The sequence below is a fragment of the Actinoplanes sp. NPDC024001 genome (assembly GCF_040638955.1).
Classification (GTDB): Bacteria; Actinomycetota; Actinomycetes; order Mycobacteriales; family Micromonosporaceae; genus Actinoplanes.
The window spans coordinates 21,288-43,520 of record NZ_JBEZZB010000033.1 but is presented as its reverse complement, the minus strand read 5'-3'; the positions used below and the strand labels follow the sequence as shown (position 1 = coordinate 43,520).

Below are 22,233 nucleotides of genomic sequence, written 5' to 3'. Positions count from 1 at the left end.
CGGTGCTGCGCAGACTATTGATCATCGTGACGTTGACCGGAGCGCTGCTCCCGGGGAGTCCGGCCACCGCCGCGCCGGTCGTGACGGCCACCGCGGCGGGCACGCCGACGGTGAGCCCGGTGGTGCAGAGCGGCCCGCGGAACCTGGTGACCCGTAAGCAGGACACCTACATCACCACGGCCGACTCCGCCGACCACAGCGCCGGCGCGTTCCTGCACATCGGGCTGCACCCGGACAGCAAGAAGAAGTACCGCAGCCTGCTGCAGTTCGACCTCACGAAGCTGCCGCGGTCGACGGTGATCACCAAGGCGTCGCTGCGGCTCTACAACTCGTGGACCGGCTCGTGCGACGGCTGGTGGATGTACGCCACCCCGATCGCCGCCGCCTGGAACCAGAGCACCGTCACCTGGGCCAACCAGCCCGGCACCGTGGCCGACACCAGCCTGCAGGCCTCGGCGTTCTTCGGCATCGGCAACGCCACCGCGCCGGTGCCCTGCCCGGACCACCCGAACTTCGTCGACCCGTCCACCTCCGACGGGCTGCAGCGCCTCGACGTCACCCGGATGGTGCAGCGGTGGGTGTCCGGCGGGCTCGCCAACCACGGGATCATGCTCTCCGCCGGGGAGTCGGACTCCAAGGCGTACAAGGACTTCTGCGCGATGAACCCGGGACCGGTCTCGGCGACCGACCCGTGCACGGTGGCGTACCACATCCCGACGCTGGAGATCGAGTTCAACACCGGCCGGTCGGTGATCGCCACCACCAACGGCCACGCCGACACCAAGGCCATCGAGCTGTACGACGGCTCCGACCCGGCCGCCTGGGACACCGCCGGACCGTTCCAGCGGTGGGCGCCGGACAAGTACCACTCGATCACCGACACCAACCTGGTCCCGGCCGGCACGTGGGGCGGCGGCGTCGACGTCAAGCTGCGCCCGGCCGGCCACTACGGCAGCGGGCAGGTCATGGTGGTGGCCGACAACCGCAGCGGGTTCGTCGGGGTCGTCCCGTACCCGGCGCTGGCCGGCCGCAAGTTCGGCGTCAACGTCGGCGGGACCGGGGTCAGCAACGTGCACGGCGCCGAACTGATGCCGGACGGCAACGTGGCGGTGGCCCTGTCGCTCAGCGGCAAGGTGCAGGTCTACTCGGCGGCGCAGGGGCAGAACTGGCCGGCCGACCGCAGCCCGCTCACCGAGGTCGCGCTGCCCGGCGCGCACCAGGTGCTCTACGACCCGGCCGGTCCGTGGCTGTGGGCGATCGGCGACAACCTGCTGGTCAAGTACCGGTACACGGCCGGCGCGCTGTCCGTCCTGGACTCCTACGAGATCCCGCGGCAGCTGCAGTTCGCCCACGATCCGCCCGCGTACGGGCACGACATCAGCCACGTCAGCGGCGATGCGAACCGGCTCTGGGTGGCCGCGAACGCCGGCATCATCCAGTTCGCCAAGACCGAGGGTGGCTCCTGCGCGGTGAACGCCGGCGGCCCCTGGCCCGACCCGGCGAGCAGCGGCGTCGGCACGCGCTGGTGCGCCGACCACCCGAACGCGGCGGTCGTCAACGCGACCCGGATGGCGAAGAGCATCGCCGACGACCCGGCCACCGGGCGGGTCGCCCGGGTCTACGGGAACATCAACAACGAGAGCAACGGCAGCGCCGTCCAGTTCATCGACCCGGGCAACCCGTCGGTGACCGACGGGGCCGGCGTCTCGGCGGTCTACTACAAGGCCCGCTGGATGGTTCCCGCCTACTGATCAGCGGGCGTACCGGGCGTGCGGCACCGCGACCGGCCAGAGTTCGTCGCGCACTCGCCGGCAGTGCGCGACGATCGCCCGGTCGCGGGTCTCCGCGCCGCCGGCGAACGACCCGTCCGCGGCGAACAGGGTGAACACCACCCGCTCGCGGTCGAAGAGCCAGAAGTCGTCGGCGGCCAGGGCGAGGCCGTTCACCGCGTCCCGGCGCAGCCAGCGGATGTCCTCGCCGGCCTCGATGTTCGAGGCGGAGATGGTCAGCAGCCATCGGGTGTAGTCGCGGTGCGGCACCGAGACGACCCGCAGCCGCTCCACCCGGCGGCCCGCCGAGGTGGCCCGCCGGATCAGGTCCAGCCACGGTTTCTGCCAGGCGAGGTCGTCCGGCTCACCGGCCAGGAAGCGGCGGATCGGCTCGGACTCCTCGGGAAGGTCGTACTGATCGGCGACCTCCAGATGGAACGCCGAACTCTCGAACGTCTGGAACAGCTCGTCGAACGCGCTGTTCTCGAGCAGTCGCATGCCGGATCCTCCCCGCACCCGATGGCACACCGCGTATCACGATGGTCACTGAGGGTGCGGAAGGTCCAGTCGATGGCACCGAAACGTGCAAGTTGCGGAAAACTCGAGATCACCCGTTGCGCCATTCGGCGGTCGGCAGGTGCGAGCCGGCCTGCGGGCCCATCAGCAGCATGCCGCCGTCGACCACCCAGGACGCCCCGGTGACATAGGCGGCGTCCGGCCCGGCCAGCATCGCCACCACGGCCGCCACTTCATTGGCGTCGCCCGGGCGGCCCACCGGCACGCCGGGGCGCTCCACCGTGTGCGGGTCGACGTCCTCGTTGCCGGTCATCGGCGTCGCGATCTCGCCCGGCGCCACCGCGTTCACGGTGATCCCGGCCGCCGCCAGCTCCTGGGCCATCACCTTGGTGAGCAGGCCCAGCCCGCCCTTGGCCGCGCAGTAGGCGCCCGAGCCGACCCGGGGCGCGTGCTCGTGCACGCTGGTGATGTTGATGATCCGCCCGCCCCGGCGGTCGGCGATCATGCGCCGCGCGGCCCGCTGTGCGCAGAGGAACGGGCCGTCCAGGTCCACCGCGAGGACCTCGCGCCACTGCTCGTAGCCGGTGTCGACGACCGGCGTGGAGATGCCGGTCCCGGCGCAGTTGACCAGCACGCCGAGCCCGCCGAGCGCGCCGGCCAGGTCGTCGATCACGTCGGCCGCGCCGGGCAGCCGGGACAGGTCGATCTGGCGTACCTCGGCGGCGCGGCCGGCCTCGCGCACCTTCGCGGCGGTCTGTTCGGCGCCGGCCTTGTCGGAGCGGTAGGTGATCCCGACGTCGAACCCGGCCCGGGCCAGCGCCACCGCGCTGGCCTCGCCGATACCGGAGTCGGCGCCGGTCACGATCGCGATGCGGGCGTAGTCGTCGAAGCGCATGCGGCCTGGTTACCCCGGCACGCTCCGAGGTAACTCGCGGGTGAGCACCTTGCCGGTGGCGTTGCGGGGCAGGGCGTCGAGGAAGACGACGTCGCGCGGGACGCTGAACCGGGCTCGGTGCCGGCGCACGTGCTCGCGCACGGCGTCCGCGTCCAGCCTCTCGTCGTCGCGCAGCACCAGGTAGGCGGCGAGCCGCTGGCCGAACTCGTCGTCCGGCACGCCGATCACGGCCACCTCGCGGACCTGCGGCAGCGCGGCCAGCAGGTCCTCCACCTCGCCGGGATAGACGTTCTCCCCACCGGAGACGATCATGTCGTCCTCCCGGCCGTCGACGAAGAGCCGGCCCGCCTCGTCCTGATGCCCCAGGTCACCGGTGCCGAGCAGGCCGTCCGCCGTGCGGGTGGCGGCGCCGTTCGTGTAGCCCTCGAAGAGCATCTCGTTGGTGACGAACAGCCGGCCCACCGTGCCGGGCGGCACCGGCGCGCCGTCGTCGCCGAGCACCGCGACCCGCGTGCCGTAGGGCGGTCTCCCCGCGGTGGCCGGGGCGGCCCGCAGGTCGGCCGGGGTGGCGATGGAGACCCAGGACGCCTCGGTCGAGCCGTACAGGTTGTAGAGGACGTCGCCGTAGCGGTCCATGAACCGGGTGGCCAGGCCACCCGGCAGAGCCGAGCCGCTCACCGCGGCCACCCGCAGGCCGGGCGCCTTCGCTTGCGCCGGCAGGTCCATCAGCTGCTGCACCATCACGGGTACGGCGATCAGCGCCGCACAGTCGTGTTCGGTCAGCGTGGCGTGCACGTCCGCCGCGCTGAACCGCCGTCGCAGCACGATCGTGGCCCGCAGCGCCAGCGCGATCTGCAGCCCGGCGAAGCCCCAGGTGTGGAAGAGCGGCGCGGAGATCAGGATCCGGTCGCCGGTGCGCAGCGGGATCCGGTCGATCACCGAGCAGAGCGGCCGGAACCCGCCCGGCGTGGGCCGGCGGGCGCCTTTCGGCACGCCGGTGGTGCCGGAGGTCAGCACGATGGTGCGGCCCGGTCGCTCCGGCGGCTCCGGCGCGCCCGGCGGTGCGTTCGCGATCAGGGCGTCGACCCGCCGCTCGTCCAGCGCGTTCTCGATCTCCGCCACCCGGGGAGCGAACTCGTCGTCGTGGATCAGTGCGCGCAGGCCCTGGTCCGCGACGACCGCGGCCAGCTGGGGCGCGGAGAGCCCGGTGTTGATCAGCACCGGGTCGGCGCCGCGGGTGGTCACCCCGACCAGCGCCTCGATCATCCGGGCCGAGTTGCGGCACAGCAGACCGACCCGCTCCCCGGGTTGCACCGGCAGGGCGCGCGCCAGCCGCTGCGAGCGGTCGAGCAGTTCGGCGTACGTCACTTGCCGCTCGTCGTCGACCACGGCGATCCGCTGAGGGCTGCGGGCGGCCGCCTGGCGCAGCTCGCCGGCGAGGCCGAAGCCCCACCGGCCGAGCGCGGCGAACTGGCGCACGATCCGCACCGGGTTCCCCGGCGTGAGCAGCCCCCGCCGGGCCATGGTCGCGGCGATGAACGCGGCGTCCACGGCGGTCAGCGGATCTGCATGCCGGAGATGGCGCGGGCGATGACCAGTCGCTGGATCTCCGAGGTCCCCTCGAAGATGGTGTAGATCTTGGCGTCCCGGAACATCCGCTCCACCGGGTGCTCGCGCAGGTAACCGGCGCCGCCGAGGATCTGCACCGCCTTCTCGGTGACCGCCACGGCCACCTCGCCCGCCTTCAGCTTGGACATCGAACCCTCACCGGCGGCGAACGGGCGGTCGCTGCGGCCCATCCAGGCGGCCCGCCACACCAGCAGCCGCGCGGCGTCGATCTCCATGCGCATGTCGGCGAGGGCGAACGCGATCGCCTGGTTCTCGATGATCGGACGGCCGAACTGGACCCGGGTCTTCGCGTACTCCAGCGCGTACTCGTACGCCGCGCGGGCGATGCCGATCGCCTGCGCGCCCACCGCCGGCCGGGAGAGCTCGAAGGTCCGCATCGCGGCCTGCTTCGACGCCCGCTGGCCCTCGCGCGCCTTGGCCAGGCGCCGGTCCAGGGCCTCCTTGCCGCCGAGCAGGCAGCTGCCCGGCACCCGCACGTCGTCGAGAAAGACGTCCGCGGTGTGCGAGGCGCGCAGGCCGAGCTTCTTCAGCTTCTTCGTGCCGGCCAGGCCCTTCGTCCCGGGCGGCACGACGAACGCCGCCTGCCCGCGCGAGCCCAGCGACGGGTCCACGCTGGCGGTGACCACGTGCACGTTGGCGATGCCGCCGTTGGTGGCGTAGGCCTTCTGCCCGCTGAGCACCCACTCGTCGGTCGCCTCGTGGTAGACCGCCCGGGTGCGCATCGACGCCACATCGGAGCCGGCCTCCGGCTCGGTGCTGCAGAACGCCGCCACCTTCGGGTCGTCGGCGTCGCCGAAGCACTGCGGCACCCACTCGACGAGTTGCTCCGGCGTACCCGAGCCGTAGATCGCGGCGACCGCGAGCGACGTGCCGGAGATCGCCATGCCGATCCCGCCGTCACCCCAGAACAGCTCCTCGTTGGCGACCGGCAGGCTCAGCCCGCTCGTGTCGGACCAGGTGTTGACCAGGAACTCGAAGCCGTAGAGCCCGATCTTCGCCGCCTCCTGCAGGACCGGCCAGGGAGTCTCCTCCCGCTCGTCCCACTCGGCGGCGGCGGGCCTGATCACCGACTCGGCGAAGCCGTGCACCCAGTCGCGCAGCTCCTGTTGCTCCTCGTTGAGATCGAGCCAGAACTCCACGCGAATCAGCCCTTCCGGCAGCAGGTTAACTCGCCGGTAACTTTAGGAGTGACCCACCCCACTGACAAGCCCGTCGATGCAAAGCGGGACCGCGGCGTTCTCCGCCGCGGCCCCGCTACGCCGATCAGAGGCCGACCGGGCCGCCGTCGGCGCGCCAGGTGACGATCACGGCGGGCTTGGCGTAGTCGCCGTCCGGCCAGACCGAGGCCGGCTTCTCCACCGAGGCGCCGGTGATCTCGCCGGGGTGCTGGACCGCGACGAAGACCGAACGGTCGTCGCCGGTGATGAACGGGCCGCAGGTCTCCGCGCCCTTGGGCACGGTGAGGAACTGCTTGAGGTGGCCCCGCTCCTTACCCTCGATCGCGGTGGCGAACAGGCCGTCGTTGCTGCCCAGCGCGTTGCCGTCGGTCGAGATCCACAGGTTGCCGGCGCTGTCGAAGGCGACGTTGTCCGGGCAGGAGATCGGCGAGACGGCGTTCTTGTCGTACCCACCGAAGTAGGTGTCGGCCGCCTTCGGGTCGCCGCAGACGATCGGCAGCGACCAGGTGAAGCTGGTGCCGGTGTGGTCGTTGCGGTCCTCGACGATCTCGAAGATGTGACCGTGCTTGTTGGCGTTGCGCGGGTTGGCCTCGTCGGCCGGCGCGTTGGTACCGACACCGCGGTTGGTGTTGTTCGTCATCGCCGCGTAGATCTTGCCGGTGCGCAGGCTGGGCTGCACGTCCTCGGGCCGGTCCATCTTGGTGGCGCCGACCGCGTCGCCGGCGAGCCGGGTGAAGGTCAGCACGTCGGCCGCGGTCATGCCGGGGACGTACGACTTGTTGCCGGAGACCAGCTTGATCCACACACCCTTGCCGTCGAACTTGCCGTCCGAGGGCAGCTTGCCGGTGCCGTCGATCTCGGCGGCCGGGCTGTCCCCGGTCACCTTGGCGACGTAGAGCGTGCCGGACTCCAACAGCGTCAGGTTGTGCTTGCGCGCCCACGGCGACTTGCTGTCGATGTACTTCTTGTCCGAGACGAACTTGTACAGGTAGTCGAAGCGCTCGTCGTCACCCATGTACGCGACGACGTGCCCGCTGCGGGCCACGATGACGTTGGCGCCCTCGTGCTTGAACCGGCCCATCGCGGTGTGCTTGCGCGGCGGGGCGTCCGGGTCGAACGGGTCGACCTCGACGATCCAGCCGAAGCGGTTCGCCTCGTTCGGGTGCTTGGCCAGGTCGAAGCGCTCCTGCGCCCGGTCCCACTTGCGGTTGCCGCTGGGGTAACGGGCGCTGGTGGAGAACCCGTAGCGGGCCAGCTTCGGCTTGGCGTCGGCGGGCGCCTGGTCGCCACCGACGAAGTACTGGTTGAAGTTCTCCTCGCCGGAGAGCACCGTGCCCCACGGGGTGACGCCGCCGGCGCAGTTGTTGAGCGTGCCGATCACGATCCGGCCGGACGGGTCCGCAGCGGTCTGGAGCAGCGGCGTGCCGGCCGCGGGCCCCGTCAGCTTGAACTTGGTGTCCAGCGCCGTGATCCGGCGGTTGAAGTAGAGGCGGCGGCTCTTGACCGGCTTCCACCGGCCGCTGCGGCCGACCCGCTCGATCTCCACGACGGAGAGGCCGTGGGCCGCCATCGCGACCTTGAGCTGCTCCACGGAGAGGTTGTCCAGGCCGGTGAAGCCCGGGAACATCAGGTCCTCGTTGGTGTACTCGTGGTTGACCACGAGCAGCGCGCGGTCCTTGCTTCCCGGGATCGGCAGCACCCCGACGAAGTCGTTGTTGTAGCCGAACTGCTTCGACTGGCTCGCCGCGGTCTGGTTGTGCAGGTCGAACGCGGGCGCACCGGGCACCACCGCGTCGCCCCAGCGCATGACCACCTCGGTGCGGTAGCCGTCCGGGATGGTGACCGCGTCCAGGGTGTTCGGCGCGACCGGCTCGAAGGTCAGCTTGCCGGCCTTGATCGGATGGTGCCGGGCGGCGGTCTCGACCGGCGCCGCGGCCGCAGCGGGCCCCGCCGCCGCTGCGGCCGCGCCACCGAAGCCGAGGACCATCGCGCCGACGGCGCCGGCGCGGACCACGCCGCGGCGGCTCATCTCGGCGTTGACGATGTCGCCCAGGTACGGGTTGGCGGACTCGTTCGGTGCAGGGTGGTCACACGCGTTGCCACAGCGGTACAGACAGGTCATCGCGTCCCGGCTGCCGCCACTGTGGCCCAGCAGCGGAAGCAGACGACGAATCTTGTCGGGCATCAAATCTCCTCGGTCTCACGTCACCGGTGGTGACGGGCTGACCGGACGCTAAGGAGCCCAGATGTGGCCTCCACCCAGGCGAGGTGCCCCTCAGGTGAACGAGACATGAACGTCCGTTTCGTGCAGCGCTGCAAAATTCCTGCGCCACCCCGGCCGGCGTTCTCGCTGGTGAACGTTAACAACATCGCGATCTCGCGACCGTAAAGGCTCTTTAGCAGGACAGACATCGACGCCGGACTCTTGACAGGGCCGTTGATGTTTGCGTACACATTGCAGAGCCTCTCCATCCGAAACATCCCCGACACACCGTTGCGATCCGCATCGGAGGAGCCCCATGCCCAAAATCCCGACCCGCCTGGTGGGCGCGGCCGCTGTTCTGGTCTCGCTCCCACTGGCGGTCGCCCCGCCGGTCTCCGCGGCCGCCGTCGAACCGGACTACACCATCTCGGTGAAACCGGGCGCGACCGGCGCGGCCATCCCCAAGTCCATGTACGGCGTCTTCTTCGAGGACATCAACTACGCGGCCGACGGCGGCCTCTACGCCGAGCTGGTCCGCAACCGCTCGTTCGAGTTCCTGCCGGTCGACAACCGCTCCTACAACGGCCTGACCGGCTGGACGGCGACCGGCACGGCGACCACCGTGAACGACGACCAGCGGCTCAACGAGCGCAACCGCACGTACCTGCGGCTGACCGGCCCGGCCGGCGTCACCAACGCCGGCTACAACACCGGGCTGGCCGTGGAGAGGGGCGACCGCTACGACTTCTCGGTGTGGGCCCGCGCCGACGCCGGCGCCTCGCTGAAGGTCTCGCTGCACACCGCGGCCGGCACCGCGCTCGCCGCCCCGATCACCGTCGCGGTCAAGAGCGACACCTGGACGAAGTACACCGGCACCCTGCGCGCCACCGCCACCAGCGACGTGGGCCGGCTCTCCGTGCAGACCGACGGGACCGGCACCCTGCGGCTCGACGAGGTCTCGCTGTTCCCGCAGGAGACCTACAAGGGCCGCGACAACGGCCTGCGCAAGGACCTGGCCGAGAAGATCGCCGCGCTGAAGCCGGGCTTCGTCCGCTTCCCCGGCGGCTGCCTGGTCAACACCAACAGCCACTATCCGTACGACGCGGCGAACAACTATCCGCGGGCCCGGTCCTACCAGTGGAAGGACACCGTCGGACCGGTCGAGACGCGGGCCACCAACGCCAACTTCTGGGGCTACAACCAGTCCTACGGTCTCGGCTACTACGAGTACTTCCAGTTCTCCGAGGACATCGGCGCCATGCCGCTGCCGGTCGTCCCGGCCATGGTCGTCGGCTGCGGCCAGAACCGGGCCACCAACGACGAGGCGCTGCTGGCCAAGCACATCCAGGACACCCTGGACCTGATCGAGTTCGCCAACGGGCCGGTCACCTCGACCTGGGGCAGGCTGCGCGCCGAGATGGGCCACCCGAAGCCGTTCGGCCTCACCCACCTCGGGGTCGGCAACGAGGAGAACCTGCCGGAGGAGTACTGGGCGGCGTTCCTCAAGTTCGAGGCCGCGATCAAGGCGAAGCACCCGAACATCACGGTGATCAGCAACTCCGGGCCGGACGACCAGGGCGCCACCTTCGAGAACCTGTGGGCGAAGAACCGGGCGCACGGCTCGGACATGGTCGACGAGCACTACTACAACAGCCCGAGCTGGTTCCTGCAGAACAACGCGCGCTACGACAGCTACGACCGCAACGGGCCGAAGGTGTTCCTCGGCGAGTACGCGTCGCTGGACAACAAGCTGTTCAACTCGCTGGCCGAGGCCGCGTACATGACCGGCCTGGAGCGCAACGCCGACGTGGTGAAGATGGCGTCCTACGCCCCGCTGCTGGCGAACATCGACAACGTGCAGTGGCGGCCGGACATGATCTGGTTCGACAACGACGAGTCGTGGGGCTCCACCAGCTACCAGGTGCAGAAGCTGTTCATGAACAACGTCGGTGACCGGGTGGTCCCGTCGACGGCCAGCGGCAACGTGCTGCAGCCGAAGCCGATCACCGGCGCGGTCGGGCTCTCCACCTGGCGGACCGCCGCGGTCTACGACGACGTGAAGGTCACCAGGCCGGACGGCACCGTGCTGTTCAGCGACGACTTCAACGACGGGAACGCGGACGGCTGGACCGCCGTGCAGCCGCGCGGCGCCTGGAGCGTCACGAACAACGCCTACACCCAGACCGACACCGCCTCCGAGGACACCATGGTCAAGGCGGCCACGATCAGCGAGACCGACTACGACTACACGCTGACGGCCACCAAGACCGCCGGCGCCGAGGGCTTCCTGGTCGCGTTCGGCATCCAGGAGACCGGGCAGTTCTACTGGTGGAACCTGGGCGGCTGGAACAACACCCAGGGCGCCGTCGAGAAGGGCATCACCAGCGCCAAGGAGCAGATCCTCACCAAGCCCAACTCGGTCGAGACCGGAAAGACCTACAACCTCAAAGTCCAGGTACGGGGTACGAAGGTGACCCTGTTCCTCGACGGGGTCGAGTGGGGCAGCTTCGACGACAACAAGGTGAGCGAACCGTTCGCGCAGGTCATCACCGAGGACACGAAAGCCCGCGAGCTGATCGTCAAGGTGGTGAACGCGCAGGACACCGCGGCCGTAACGAAGATCGACCTGGCCGGCCGCAAGGTGGCCCGGACCGCGCGGATGACCGTGATCACCGGTGACCCGGGTGAGCAGAACACCCGCTCCGCCGAGCCGATCCAGCCGGTGACCAGCACGGTCAGTGGCATCGGCTCGACCTTCACCCGCGAGTTTCCGGCGAACTCGGTCACCTTCCTGCGCATCAAGACCCGATAGGTGGAGCTCATGAATCGTCGTACCCTGCTGCGGGGTTCTCTCGGGGTGAGCGCCGCCGGCGCGCTGGGCGCGCTCGCGGCCAGCGGCGCGGAAGGCGCGCCCCAGCTCCGCAGCGATGCTGAAATCTACGGTGTGCCCACCGTCGACCCCCTGATCACCCAGCGCGCCGACCCGTTCATCACCAGGCCGGTCGGCGGCATGTACTACTTCACCGGCTCGGTGCCGGAGTACGACCGCCTGGTCGTGCGCGGCGCGCCGACCATCGCCGGGCTGAAGGACGCCGAGGAGACCGTGATCTGGCGGCGCCCGGCCAGCGGCACCATGGCCGGGCACATCTGGGCGCCGGAACTGCACCGCATCGGCGGCAAGTGGTACATCTACTTCGCCGCCGGCGACTCCGACGACGTGTTCCGGATCCGGACCTACGTCATGGAGTCGGCCCTCGACGACCCGCGCGACCCGGCCGGCTGGACCCTCAAGGGCAAGCTGATCACCGAGTGGGAGGGCTTCACGCTCGACGCCACCACTTTCGCCCACCGCGGGAAGCAGTACCTGGTGTGGGCGCAGAGCGAGCCGGAGATCGCGGTCAACACCAGCCTCTACATCGCCGAGATGGCGAACCCGTGGACGCTGAAGAGCAAGCCGACCCGGATCGCCACGCCCACCAGGAGCTGGGAGATCCAGGGCTTCAAGGTCAACGAGGGCCCGGCCGTGCTGATCCGCAACGGCAAGGTGTTCCTGGTGTTCTCGGCCAGCGCCACCGACGCCCGGTACTGCATGGGCCTGCTCACCGCGGACGCCTCCGACAATCTGCTGGACCGCGCGAGCTGGGTGAAGAGCCCGGACCCGATCTTCGTCACCAACCGGGCGACTTCCCGCTTCGGTCCCGGGCACAACTCGTTCACCGTGGCCGAGGACGGGAAGACCGACGTGCTGGTCTACCACGCCCGCGACTACGAGGCGATCACCGGCGACCCGCTGTACGACCCGAACCGGCACACCCGGGTGCAGAAGCTGTACTGGCACTCCGACGGCACGCCGCTGTTCGGCATCCCGGTCGGTGCGGGCGGGCCGATCGTCCGGCTCTCCCCCAGCGACTCGCCGCGCTCGTTCGTCAAGCACACCGGTGACGCGATCGTCGCCGAGCGGGCGCCGCGGGAGCTGGAGCTGACCCAGTTCCGGTTCGTCGCGGCGGCGGACGGCACCGAGACGATCCAGTCGGTGGACCAGCCGGCGAAGTTCGTCACGGTCAGCGGCGGCACGGTGTCGCTCGGCGCCACCGGCACGCCGGTGGTCCGGGCGGCGTCCCGCGACGGGGTGACCATCCGGGTCACCACCGGTGGCTACCTGCGGCACGTCGCCGGGCAGATCACCGTCGGCAGCAAGGCCACGGTCTTCAAGCTCAGCTAGCTGAAAGATCACCGGCACAGCCTCCCCGGCTGTGTCGGTGATCTCATCACTTAAAGAGGACTTCTAGACTCCTCTTTTAGTAGGTTCGTCTCGTGCGACTGAACCGCTCCACCGACATCGGGCTCCGGATCCTGATGCTCGCCGCAGCCCGGCCCGAGGATCTGCTCACCATCGACGAGCTGGCCGCCTCGGTCGCGGTGCCGCGCAGCCACCTCGCCAAGGTGGTCCAGCGGCTGCAGCACCTCGGCTTGCTCGACACCGTGCGCGGCCGCGGCGGCGGCGTCCGGCTGGCCACCGAGGCGGCCGGCGCCTCGGTCGGCCGGCTGGTCCGCGACCTGGAGGGCGAGACCGAGGTGGTGGACTGCGCCGGGCTGTCGCCCTGCCCGCTGAGCAGCGGCCAGTGCCGGCTCCGGGGCGCGCTGCGCGTCGCACAGGAGGCGTTCTACGCCTCACTCGACCCGATCACCATCGGCGACCTGGCCGCCCCGCCGGTCCGCCAGATCCTGCTCACCCTCGGCCGCCCCTGACCCACCCGGCTGACGCCCAGTGCTGCCTCCGCCCGCGCGAAGCAGCACCCACCGTCAGCCCGCCCACCCGGCTGACGCCGAGCGCTGCTCGCGAGCGCGCGAAGCGACGCTCAGCGCCAGCCCGCCCACCCGGCTGACGCCCAGTGCTGCCTCCGCCCGCGCGGAGCGGCGCTCGGCGTCAGCCGGGAGAACTCGGAGGAACCATGCTGTCCGCATCCAGCGCCCCGGTCATCGAGGCGACCCTGCCCGTCGTCGGCGAGCACCTCGAAACCATCTCCGGCGTCTTCTACCGGACGATGATCGGTGAGAACCCGGAGCTGCTGAACCTGTTCAGCCGCAGCGCCCAGGCCACCGGCGAGCAGCGCAGCGCGCTCAGCGGAGCGGTCGCGGCATACGCGGCGCACCTGATCGGCGCCGGGCCGGACGGGGTCGCCTTCGAGCACATCGTGGAGCGCATCGCCCAGCGGCACTGCGCGCTCGGGATCCGGCCGGAGCAGTACACGATGGTCGGCCGCTACCTGCTGCGGGCGGTGGGCGAGGTGCTCGGTGACGCGGTCACGCCGGAGATCGCCGCCGCCTGGGACGAGGTCTACTGGCTCTTCGCCGCGCGGCTGATCGGCCGGGAGGCCCGCATCTACGCCGAGGCCGGGGTGGACGGCGCCGACCCGTGGCGGGAGTACACGGTGGCCCAGAAGATCGCCGAGGCCCACGACACCGTCTCGTTCGTGCTGGTCCCGGCGGACGGCGGCCCGGCTCCGCACTTCAAGCCCGGCCAATACGTCACGGTCGCCGCCGATCTGCCCGGCGCCGGGCGCCAGCTGCGGCAGTACTCGCTGTCGCAGGCCGCCACCGGCGGCACACTGCGGATCACGGTACGGCGGGTCCGCGGCGCCGGCGGTGCCCCGGACGGGGTGGTCTCCGGTTACCTGCACGACCACGTGTCGGCCGGGGACCGGCTGCGGCTCAGCCAGCCGTACGGCGACCTCACGCTGCGGGCCGGCGACAGCCCGTTGCTGCTGGTCAGCGCCGGGGTGGGGATCACCCCGATGGCGGCGATCCTGGAGCACGTGGCCCGGACCCAGCCGACCCGGGAGGTCGTCGCGGTGCACGCCGACCGCACCCCGCAGCGGCACCCGCTGCGCACCGACATGAGCGGCAACGGCGCCCGGCTGCGCACCTTCCGGAGCCTGTCCTGGTACGAGCAGCCGGCCGGCGAACCGGACACCTACGCCGGGCGGATCGACACCGACCTGATCCCGCTGCACCCGGACGCCGAGGTCTACCTGTGCGGACCGGTCCCGTTCATGCAGTCGGTGCGCGCCGGCCTGCACCGCCGGGGCATCCCCGACGAGCGGATCCGCTACGAGGTCTTCGGCTCCGAGCAGTGGCGCCCCGTGCCCGTCCCCGCCTGACCCCTCCGTGTCCGCCTGACCCCTCAGTGCCCGTCCCCGCCCGCCCCTCCGCGCCCGTCTCGCCTGACCCCTCCGCGCCGATTTCGGGGATGGGCGAGACGGCGGGGTGGCCTCAAGTGGGCGGCCGGGGCGTCGATATTGCGGGGCGTGTTGACCGTTGACGCTCCTCAGACCAGCGCCCCGCCGGTGGCCTCCGTCCGGGACCGGGCCGTGGACGCCACCGGGCTGGCGTTCATGCAGGTGGACCGGGCCGGGCTGATCCGGGACTGGAATCCGGCCGCGGAGCGGCTCTTCGGCTGGCGCCGCGAGGAGATCCTCGGTCAGCCGCTGGCCGACACCATCGTGCCGCCGGCGCTGCGGGCGGCGCACAGCGCCGGTTTCGCCCGCCGCCTGGTGGTCGGCGACGGTGACGCCGTCGGCCGCCGCGTCGAGGTTCCGGCCCGCCACCGTGACGGCCGTGAGCTGCACATCTCCATGCTGATCGACTCGCTCGGCGCGGACGGTTACGCCGCGTTCATCTCGGACGAGACCGACGGGCACCGGGCCCGGCAGGAGCTGCAGCGCAGCAACACCCTGATCAGCGCGATCCTGCAGCACACCACCGCGATGATCTCGGCGAAGGACCTGGACGGCCGCTACCTGTTCGTCAACGGCGAGTACGAGCGGATCTTCCAGGTCACCGCCGCGGACATCGTCGGCCGCACCGAGTCGGAGTTGGTCTCCGCCTCGGTGGCCGCGGTCGGCCGGGCCCACGACGTCGCCGTCATCGGGACCGGCACGGCCAAGACCGTCCTGGAGGAGGTCCCGTTCGGCGACGACATCCGCCAGTACGTGGTCACCCGGGTGCCGCTCACCGACCCGGACGGCTCCGTCTACGGCGTCTGCACGATCGCCATCGACGACACCACCCGGCGGCGCAGCGAGGCCGCGCTCGCCGCCGGCGAGAAGCGGTTCTGGAACACGGTCAACAACGCGCCCGGGATGCTCTACCGGTTCCGGATGGAGCCGGACGGCACCACCCGCTTCAGTTTCGTCTCCGAGGCGAGCCGGGAGGTCTTCCACCTGGAGCCGCAGGAGATCATCGCGACCCCGAACCGGGCGATCGAGACCATCGCCGAGGAGGACCGGCAGTCCTTCATCGCCAGTGTGCTGGAGTCTGCCCGCACCCTGCAGCGCTGGGAGTGGCGGGGCAGCGCGGTCCGCCGCGACGGCACCCGCTGCTGGCTGTACGGCGTCTCCCGGCCGCACCGCGAGCCCGGCGGCGCGACCGTCTGGGACGGCATGCTGCTGGACCGCACCCGCGAGCACAACACCGAGCACGACCTGGCCGACCTCGTGGACCGGCTGGCCACGGCGTCGTTCGTGGCGCCCGCCGGCCCGAACCTGCCGGCCGCGCTCGAAGCCCTCGTGGTTCCGGAGGAGCACGCGAGCCTCGCCGAACTCTGGGCCGACGCCGTACGCGGCGAGCGGGTGGACGCCACGCGTACCGGTGCCGCCGGTCCCGTCCACATCCGGCTGCGCACCCACCGCGAGGGGGACGACGCCATGATCGCGGTCGCCTGCTTCGAGCGGGGACGCACCCCGTGACCGGGCCCGGTTCGGGTCCGCGCAGCCCGCGTCAGCTCGGCGAGATCGGCGTACCGCTGACGCCGATGCCGTCGAGCACCTCGTTCGCCCAGATCGAGGCCGCGCTCGCCGCGGACGCGCTGGCGCCCGGCGTGATCGTCCGGACCGCGACCGGTCACCGGCTGCTCAGCCGGGCCGTCGTCGAACGGGCCCGGCACGCCGGCCTCGGCCCGGCCGACCTGGCCGGCGCCGACGCGCTGGAGCTCGCGGCCGGCACCGACATCGACGTCGCCGCCGAGGCCGCGCTGGCCCGGCCCGGCGTGGAGCGCGAGGAGCCGGTGCTGATCAGCTGGCCGGACGGCCGGTTCGGCGCCGCCTCGGTGATCGAGCTGCTGGCGGCGGTGGCCGGCCGGTTCGCCCGGATGTCACGGACCGACTCGCTGACCGGGCTGCCGAACCGGGCCCGGGTGCAGGCGGAGGGGCAGCGCCGGCTCGACGCCGGGGAACTGGCCGCGGTGATCCACCTGGGCCTGGACCGGTTCCAGGACGCCAACGACGTGCTCGGCCATCACGGCGCGGACACCCTGCTGAACCTGGTCGCGGCCGCGTTGCGGGACGCCTGCGGCGCCGGGAACCTGGCGGCGCGGCTCGACGGCGACCAGTTCGTCGTGCTCGTCGCCGAGCTGCCGCCCGGGCAGAGCCCGCAGGCTGTCGGCCGCCGTCTGGCCGCCGGCATCCGCGGGCCGCACCCGGTCGACGGGCTGCCGATCAGCGTCGAGGCGAGCGTCGGGATCAGTCCGGCGGATCACCACGACGTGACCGTGCTGATGCGCCGGGCGGCCGCCGCGATGCGCCGCGCCAAGCACGAGCGGACCGGCGTGGTGGAGTGGGCGCCGGGGCTGGACACCAACCAGCGGGTCGACCTGCGGCAGCTCACCGAGTTGCGGGCCGGCCTGCGCTCGGGGCACCTGCGGCTGCACTACCAGCCGCTGCACGACGCCCGCAGCCGGGAGCTGCACGGGGTGGAGGCCCTCGTACGCTGGCAGCACCCCCAGCGTGGCCTGCTGCCACCCGGCGTGTTCCTGCCCGACGCCGAGCGCTCCGACGTGATCCTGGAGCTGACCGACTGGGTGCTCGCCGAGGCCCTGCACCAGGCCGCGGTCTGGCACCGGGCCGGCCACCACGTGCCGGTGTCGGTCAACCTGCCGCCGGCCTACCTGGCGCAGGACCGGGCCGTGCCGACCATCCGCACCCTGCTCGACCTGGAGCGGCTGCCGCCGTCCCTGCTCACCGTGGAGATCACCGAGACCGCCGTGCTGACCCGGCCGGACCTGGTGGCCGCGCAGCTCACCGAGTTGCGGGCCACCGGCGTGCGGGCCGCCATCGACGACTTCGGCACCGGGTACACCTCACTGGGCCTGCTGCCGCAGCTGCCGATCGACGAGCTGAAGATCGACCGCTCGTTCGTGGTGCGGATGCACGACTCCCCCGCGCACGCCACCATCATCGACTCGGTCATCGCGATCGCCCGTTCGCTCGGGATGACCGTGGTGGCCGAGGGCGTGGAGGACGAGCCCACCGCCGCCGACCTGGCGGCGGCCGGCGTCGACCTGCTGCAGGGTTACCACCTCAACCGGCCTCAGCCCGCTGAGGCGCTGCCTCTTCCACCCGCTCGATGAAGTCGGCGGGGTCCAGGCGGGCGGTGCGCCGGCGGTACTCGACCGCCTTGCCCGGCCAGTTGGTGACGACCCGGCCGGAGGCGGTCCGGTACCAGCTCTGGCACCCGGTCCAGACGCTGTCGGCGAGACGTTCCTGAATCTCCTGGTCGTAGACGGTGGCGCGCTCCGCCCGTACCTCCAAGGGGTTGCCCTCGGCGGCGACCCGCCGCACCGCTTGCGCGAGATAGCGCGCCTGGGACTCGTGGAAGTAGATGACCGAGGTGTTGCCGGTGTTGGTGTTCGGCCCGTAGATCAGGAACATGTTCGGGAAGCCGGGCACGGTCATGCCGAGGTACGCGTGCGCGCCGCCCCGCCACTCGTCCTCCAGGCGCACGCCGTCACGCCCGGTGATCCGGATCGGCGCGAGGAACTCGGTCGCCGCGAAGCCGGTGCCGTAGACGAGCACGTCGCACGGGTGCTCCACACCGTCCGCGGTCCGCACGCCGTCCGGGGTGATCTCCTCGATCTTCTCGGTGACCAGGTCGACGTCGGGCCGGGTCAGGGCGGGCAGCCAGGCGTTGGTGAAGAGCACCCGCTTGCAGCCGAGCGGTTCCACCGGGGTGACCTTGGCGCGCAGCTCCGGGTCGCGCACCTGCCAGCGGCGCTGCGCCCACGAATAGCCGCGGACCAGCGGGTTGACCACCGGGTTGCCGGCCACCGCGGCGCCCTGGATCAACGTCAACCCCCAGGTCGCGGCCCGGGAGAGCCGCATCAGGAGGGGCACTTTCCGGTACGCGGCGCGGCGCACCGGACCGTAGCGGCGATCCGGCTTGGGCAGGGTCCAGGGTGCCGTGCGCTGGAAGACGGTGACCCGGTCGGCCCGGCCGGCGATCTCCGGAACGAGCTGGATGACGCTGGCGCCGGTGCCGATCACCCCGATCCGGCGGCCGTCGACCGGCACGTCCGGATCCCACTGGGCGGTGTGCATCGCCGGGCCGCGGAAGGTCTCGGCGCCCGGCAGCGAGGGGATGCTGGGCCGGGAGAGCTGGCCGACCGCGGGGACCAGCACATCGGCTTCCAGCGTGACACCGTCGGTGAGGGTGATGCACCATTGCCGCCCGTCCCAGGAGGCAGAAGCCACCTCGACGCCGAACCGGATAAGCCCGCTCACACCTGATTTCTCAGCACATCGATTCAAATAGCTGATTATCTCTTCGCGCGGCGGATAGCGGCGCGACCAGTCCGGGTTCAGCGCGAACGAGAACGAGTAGAGCGGCGCCGGCACGTCGCAGGCGCACCCCGGATAGGTGTTGTCCCGCCACACCCCGCCGAGCCGGTCGGCCTTCTCCAGCAGCACGATGTCGCGGAACCCCTGCCGCAGCAGCTCGGCCGCGGCCGCCACCCCGCCGAACCCGGCCCCGATGATCGCCACCCGGGTCATGACACGATCCGCAGGGCCGCCGGTGCGCCCACCGGCACCACCGGGTTCTTCGGCGCCACCGGCTCCACCCGCCGGTACTCCGCCCCGGCCGGGGGCCGCGGATCCGGCTCACCGGCGTTCGGCCAGAAGGACATCGCCCGCTCGGCGAGGGCCGTGATGGTCAGCGACGGGTTCACGCCCAGATTGGCCGCGACCACCGAACCGTCCGCCACGTGCAGCCCCGGATAGCCGAAGAGCCGCTGATAGGGATCGACCACCCCGCTGCCGGGATCGGCGCCGATCGCGCAGCCGCCGATGAAGTGGCCGGTCACCGGCCGTCCGGCCACCTCGGTCCAGGAGCCGAGCGGCACCCCGTCGATCTTCTCCGCGGTGCGGCGGGCCACGTCGTGGGCGGCCGGGTTCCACAGCGGGTTGGGCTCGCCGATGCCGGGCCGGCTGGTCAGCCGGCCGCGCTTGCGGTAGACCGTGATCGAGTTGTCCAGCGGCTGCATCGCCAGCAGCACCATGGTCTGCCGCGACCAGTCCCGCGGCGACAGATAGAGCCGCAGGTCCCTGCCGGCGCGGGCCAGGGTCCGGGCGGCGAACATCCAGCGGCTCCGGCCGCCGGTGTCCCCGACCAGGACCGTGCCGAGCAGGCCGAGCAGGTTGCTGCCGGGTCCGTACCGGACCGGCTCGACGTGGGTCACCGGGTCCGGGTAGATCGACGAGGTGACCGCGACGCCGTGGCTGTAGTCCCGGTCGCGGCGGCGGGTGCGGGCGCCCAGGATCGACTCCGAGTTGGTGCGGCTCAGCTCGCCGAGCCGGGCCGAGATCTTCGGGAGCGGGCCGCCGTCGCGCATCCGGTGCAGCAGCCGCTGGGTCCCGAGCGCGCCGGCCGCGAAGACCACCTGCCCGGCGGTGAACCGCCGGCGCTTCAGGCCACCGGTCCGCCGGGTGTCCACCGCGTAACCGCCGCCGGGCAGCGGGGTGACCGTGCGGACCGTGGTGAGTGGATGGACCACCGCGCCCGCCCGCTCGGCCAGGTAGAGGTAGTTCTTCACGGTCGTGTTCTTCGCGTTGCGGCGGCAGCCGGTCATGCAGGCCCCGCAGAACGTGCAGGTCCGCCGGGCGGGGCCGACCCCGCCGAAGAACGGGTCCGGCACGTCGGCGCCGGCTTCGTCGCCGAAGAGCACACCCACCGGGGTACGACGGTACGACGCCCCCACGCCGAGATCGTCGGCGACCGCCTTGAGGGCATGGTCGGCGGCCGTCTCCACGGGGTTGACCGTCACGCCCAGCATCCGGTTGGCCTGCGCGTAGTACGGGGCCAGCTCGGACTTCCAGTCGGTGATCGCGGCCCACTGCGGGTCGGCGTAGAACGGGTCGGGTGGCTCGTACAGGGTGTTGGCGTATCCCAGCGAACCACCGCCGACGCCGGCGCCGGAGAGCACCAGCACGTCCTTGAGCAGGGTCAGCCGCAGGATGCCGTAGCAGCCGAGCGCCGGAGCGTACACATAGTCACGCAGCCGCCAGGAGGTCTTGGCGAACTGCTCGTCGGTGAAGCGCCGGCCCGCCTCGAGCACGCCGACCCGGTAACCCTTCTCGGTCAGACGCAGCGCGGTCACGCTCCCGCCGAAGCCGGAGCCGACGACGAGAACGTCGTAGTCGTGCGACATCGCCGTACCATCACACCCTTATTGGCAACATGTCAACAACGGGCTTCCGGTTGTGGCTCGGAGCGCCAAACCCTGGTTGGCTGAGGCGATGACGGAGCTCTCGCACAGCCGGCGCGGGCAGGGACCCCCGCTCGTGCTGATCCACGGCATCGGCAGCCACTGGCAGGTGTGGTCGCCGGTTCTCGACACGGTGAGCCGGCACCGTGAGGTGATCGCCCTCGATCTGCCCGGTTTCGGCGACTCCCCGCCCTGGCCCGCGCCGCCGCCGGGCGGTACCGCGCCGGGTTCGGTCGCCCACCTCGCCGACGAGGTGACCGCGTTCCTCGACCGGCTCGGCGTGCGGCAGCCCGAGGTGGCCGGCAGCTCGCTGGGCGGCGGCATCGCCCTCGAACTGGGCCGGCGCGGGCTGGCCCGGCGCGTCACCGCCTTCTCCCCGGTCGGCTTCTGGGGCGGCGCCGGGCGCCGCTGGTGCCAGGCCGTCGTCGGCGCGGCCCGCACCGGCGCGGAACGCCTCGGGCCGGCACTCCCCCGGATCATGGACTCGCGCGCCGGCCGGGCCGCGTTCTGCGCGGTCTTCTACGCCCATCCGGCCCGGCTGGACGCCGCCGACTGCCTGCTCGCGGCCCGCGCGCTGGCCGCCGCGCCCGGCTTCGCCGACGCGCGGCGCAGCTTCGGCCGCCTGCGCCCCTGGACCTACACCGACGCCGGCGAGCTGGTCCGCATCCCGGTCACCATCGCCTGGGGTACGCGCGACGCGGTCCTGCCCTACCGCACCCAGGCACGGCGCGCCCGGACCGTGCTGCCGACCGCCCGCCACGTACGCCTACCGGGCTGCGGCCACCTCCCGTTCGCCGACGACCCAGCCGCCTGCGCCCGCCTGCTCCTCTCCCCCTGACCCCCAACACCCCGCGCCAGCTCCCACCCCAGCCCGCACCTCCCCGTGCGAACTCCCCACCACCAGCCCGCATCTCCCACGCCAACTCCCCACCACCAGCCCGCACCTTCCCGTCGACACGCCCACTACACGCTGGCCCACCGTGGAGACTTGCGCCCCGTTTCGCACGCCGCCACTGGCCGCGCGCTCCGCGACGGCAACAGTCGTCCGAATTGCCCGGTGACGGCGACACGCCAACCCACGCAATTCGGCACGGCAAACCAACCGCAATTCGGCACGGCAACCCACCGCGATCGGTCGGCTATCCGCGGCATTTTCCGCTTTCCGACGCCGCCGCACGAGATCTTGGCAATTCCGGGTTCGAATATGGGCGAAAGTAGCCAAGATTCGCGGATAGCCCACCGTGAGGAAAGTAAAAGCACAGCGCACCGTGCTCCACAGACCGCCAGCCAGCACAGCCCAGCGCGGGGTCGGGACTGTCCGGTGAACAGTGGAGCTCGGCTGACCGTCAGTGTCGTTCCCGGCCGGTCGAAGCAGCCCTGCGGCGCAGCCGGACGGACCGGCTGGCCGTCGGGGCTGTGTATGCGCGCTCAGGACAGCACTGAGAGCCAGCCGACCAGGATCGGCATTAGCGGGACGCGCTCACGACCGGACGTTCCCGTTCGGG

15 protein-coding genes are annotated in these 22,233 nt (G+C 71.6%); 8 read left to right on the top strand and 7 right to left on the bottom strand.

Features of this window, described 5'->3' with window-relative positions; all coding sequences use genetic code 11:
• Positions 1–2: 2 nt before the first annotated feature.
• Entirely contained in the window at positions 3–1,751 is a 1,749-nt protein-coding gene (locus tag AB0F81_RS15470) for a DUF6528 family protein (protein ID WP_360196955.1), read from the top strand.
• Here the strand turns inward: AB0F81_RS15470 and AB0F81_RS15465 are convergent, their stop codons facing one another.
• The 5 genes from AB0F81_RS15465 to AB0F81_RS15445 form a co-directional block, all read right to left on the bottom strand.
• The gene (locus AB0F81_RS15465; RefSeq protein ID WP_360196952.1) at positions 1,752–2,267 is read right to left on the bottom strand and encodes a DUF6879 family protein; all 516 of its coding nucleotides are present in this window, start codon (positions 2,265–2,267) and stop codon (positions 1,752–1,754) included.
• Positions 2,268–2,376: 109 nt separating this feature from the next.
• On the bottom strand, positions 2,377–3,180 hold the full coding sequence (locus AB0F81_RS15460) for an SDR family oxidoreductase (RefSeq protein ID WP_360196949.1): 804 nt from the start codon (positions 3,178–3,180) through the stop codon (positions 2,377–2,379).
• Positions 3,181–3,189: 9 nt separating this feature from the next.
• Positions 3,190–4,731, bottom strand: a complete 1,542-nt coding sequence (locus AB0F81_RS15455) for an AMP-binding protein (protein ID WP_360196947.1) — start codon at positions 4,729–4,731, stop codon at positions 3,190–3,192.
• Positions 4,732–4,736: 5 nt separating this feature from the next.
• Positions 4,737–5,948, bottom strand: a complete 1,212-nt coding sequence (locus tag AB0F81_RS15450) for an acyl-CoA dehydrogenase family protein (protein ID WP_360196944.1) — start codon at positions 5,946–5,948, stop codon at positions 4,737–4,739.
• Positions 5,949–6,072: 124 nt separating this feature from the next.
• Positions 6,073–8,172 (bottom strand): PhoX family phosphatase, encoded by a 2,100-nt coding sequence (locus tag AB0F81_RS15445; RefSeq protein ID WP_360196941.1) that lies wholly within the window; start codon positions 8,170–8,172, stop codon positions 6,073–6,075.
• Positions 8,173–8,506: 334 nt separating this feature from the next.
• Here AB0F81_RS15445 and AB0F81_RS15440 point away from each other — a divergent pair, with 334 nt between their 5' ends.
• The 6 genes from AB0F81_RS15440 to AB0F81_RS15415 all read left to right on the top strand — a co-directional run bounded on the left by AB0F81_RS15440 (position 8,507) and on the right by AB0F81_RS15415 (position 17,596).
• On the top strand, positions 8,507–11,002 hold the full coding sequence (locus AB0F81_RS15440) for an alpha-L-arabinofuranosidase C-terminal domain-containing protein (RefSeq protein WP_360196938.1): 2,496 nt from the start codon (positions 8,507–8,509) through the stop codon (positions 11,000–11,002).
• Positions 11,003–11,011: 9 nt separating this feature from the next.
• On the top strand, positions 11,012–12,412 hold the full coding sequence (locus AB0F81_RS15435) for a glycoside hydrolase family 43 protein (protein ID WP_360196935.1): 1,401 nt from the start codon (positions 11,012–11,014) through the stop codon (positions 12,410–12,412).
• A gap of 92 nt (positions 12,413–12,504) precedes the next feature.
• Complete coding sequence (locus tag AB0F81_RS15430) at positions 12,505–12,939, top strand: Rrf2 family transcriptional regulator (RefSeq protein WP_360196932.1); 435 nt, start codon at positions 12,505–12,507, stop codon at positions 12,937–12,939.
• Between the two features lie 203 nt (positions 12,940–13,142).
• Entirely contained in the window at positions 13,143–14,351 is a 1,209-nt protein-coding gene (locus AB0F81_RS15425; protein WP_360196930.1) for a globin domain-containing protein, read from the top strand.
• 147 nt (positions 14,352–14,498) lie between these two features.
• Positions 14,499–15,938 carry a PAS domain S-box protein gene (locus tag AB0F81_RS15420; protein ID WP_360196927.1) on the top strand — a complete coding sequence of 480 codons (1,440 nt, stop codon included), beginning with the start codon at positions 14,499–14,501 and terminating at the stop codon, positions 15,936–15,938.
• A complete protein-coding gene (locus AB0F81_RS15415) occupies positions 15,935–17,596 on the top strand; it encodes a bifunctional diguanylate cyclase/phosphodiesterase (protein ID WP_360196924.1) in 1,662 nt (553 codons plus the stop codon). The genes AB0F81_RS15420 and AB0F81_RS15415 overlap by 4 nt, the downstream gene beginning before the upstream one ends.
• Here AB0F81_RS15415 and AB0F81_RS15410 read toward each other — a convergent pair.
• Both AB0F81_RS15410 and AB0F81_RS15405 read right to left on the bottom strand, forming a co-directional pair.
• A complete protein-coding gene (locus AB0F81_RS15410) occupies positions 17,547–19,016 on the bottom strand; it encodes an NAD(P)/FAD-dependent oxidoreductase (RefSeq protein WP_360196922.1) in 1,470 nt (489 codons plus the stop codon). The genes AB0F81_RS15415 and AB0F81_RS15410 overlap by 50 nt on opposite strands.
• Positions 19,013–20,671, bottom strand: a complete 1,659-nt coding sequence (locus AB0F81_RS15405; RefSeq protein ID WP_360196919.1) for a GMC family oxidoreductase — start codon at positions 20,669–20,671, stop codon at positions 19,013–19,015. Before AB0F81_RS15405 ends, AB0F81_RS15410 begins: the two co-directional genes overlap by 4 nt.
• Positions 20,672–20,759: 88 nt before the next feature.
• On the opposite strand from AB0F81_RS15405, the gene AB0F81_RS15400 reads away from it, so the two are divergent.
• Entirely contained in the window at positions 20,760–21,566 is an 807-nt protein-coding gene (locus AB0F81_RS15400) for an alpha/beta hydrolase (RefSeq protein WP_360196916.1), read from the top strand.
• Positions 21,567–22,233: the final 667 nt, after the last annotated feature.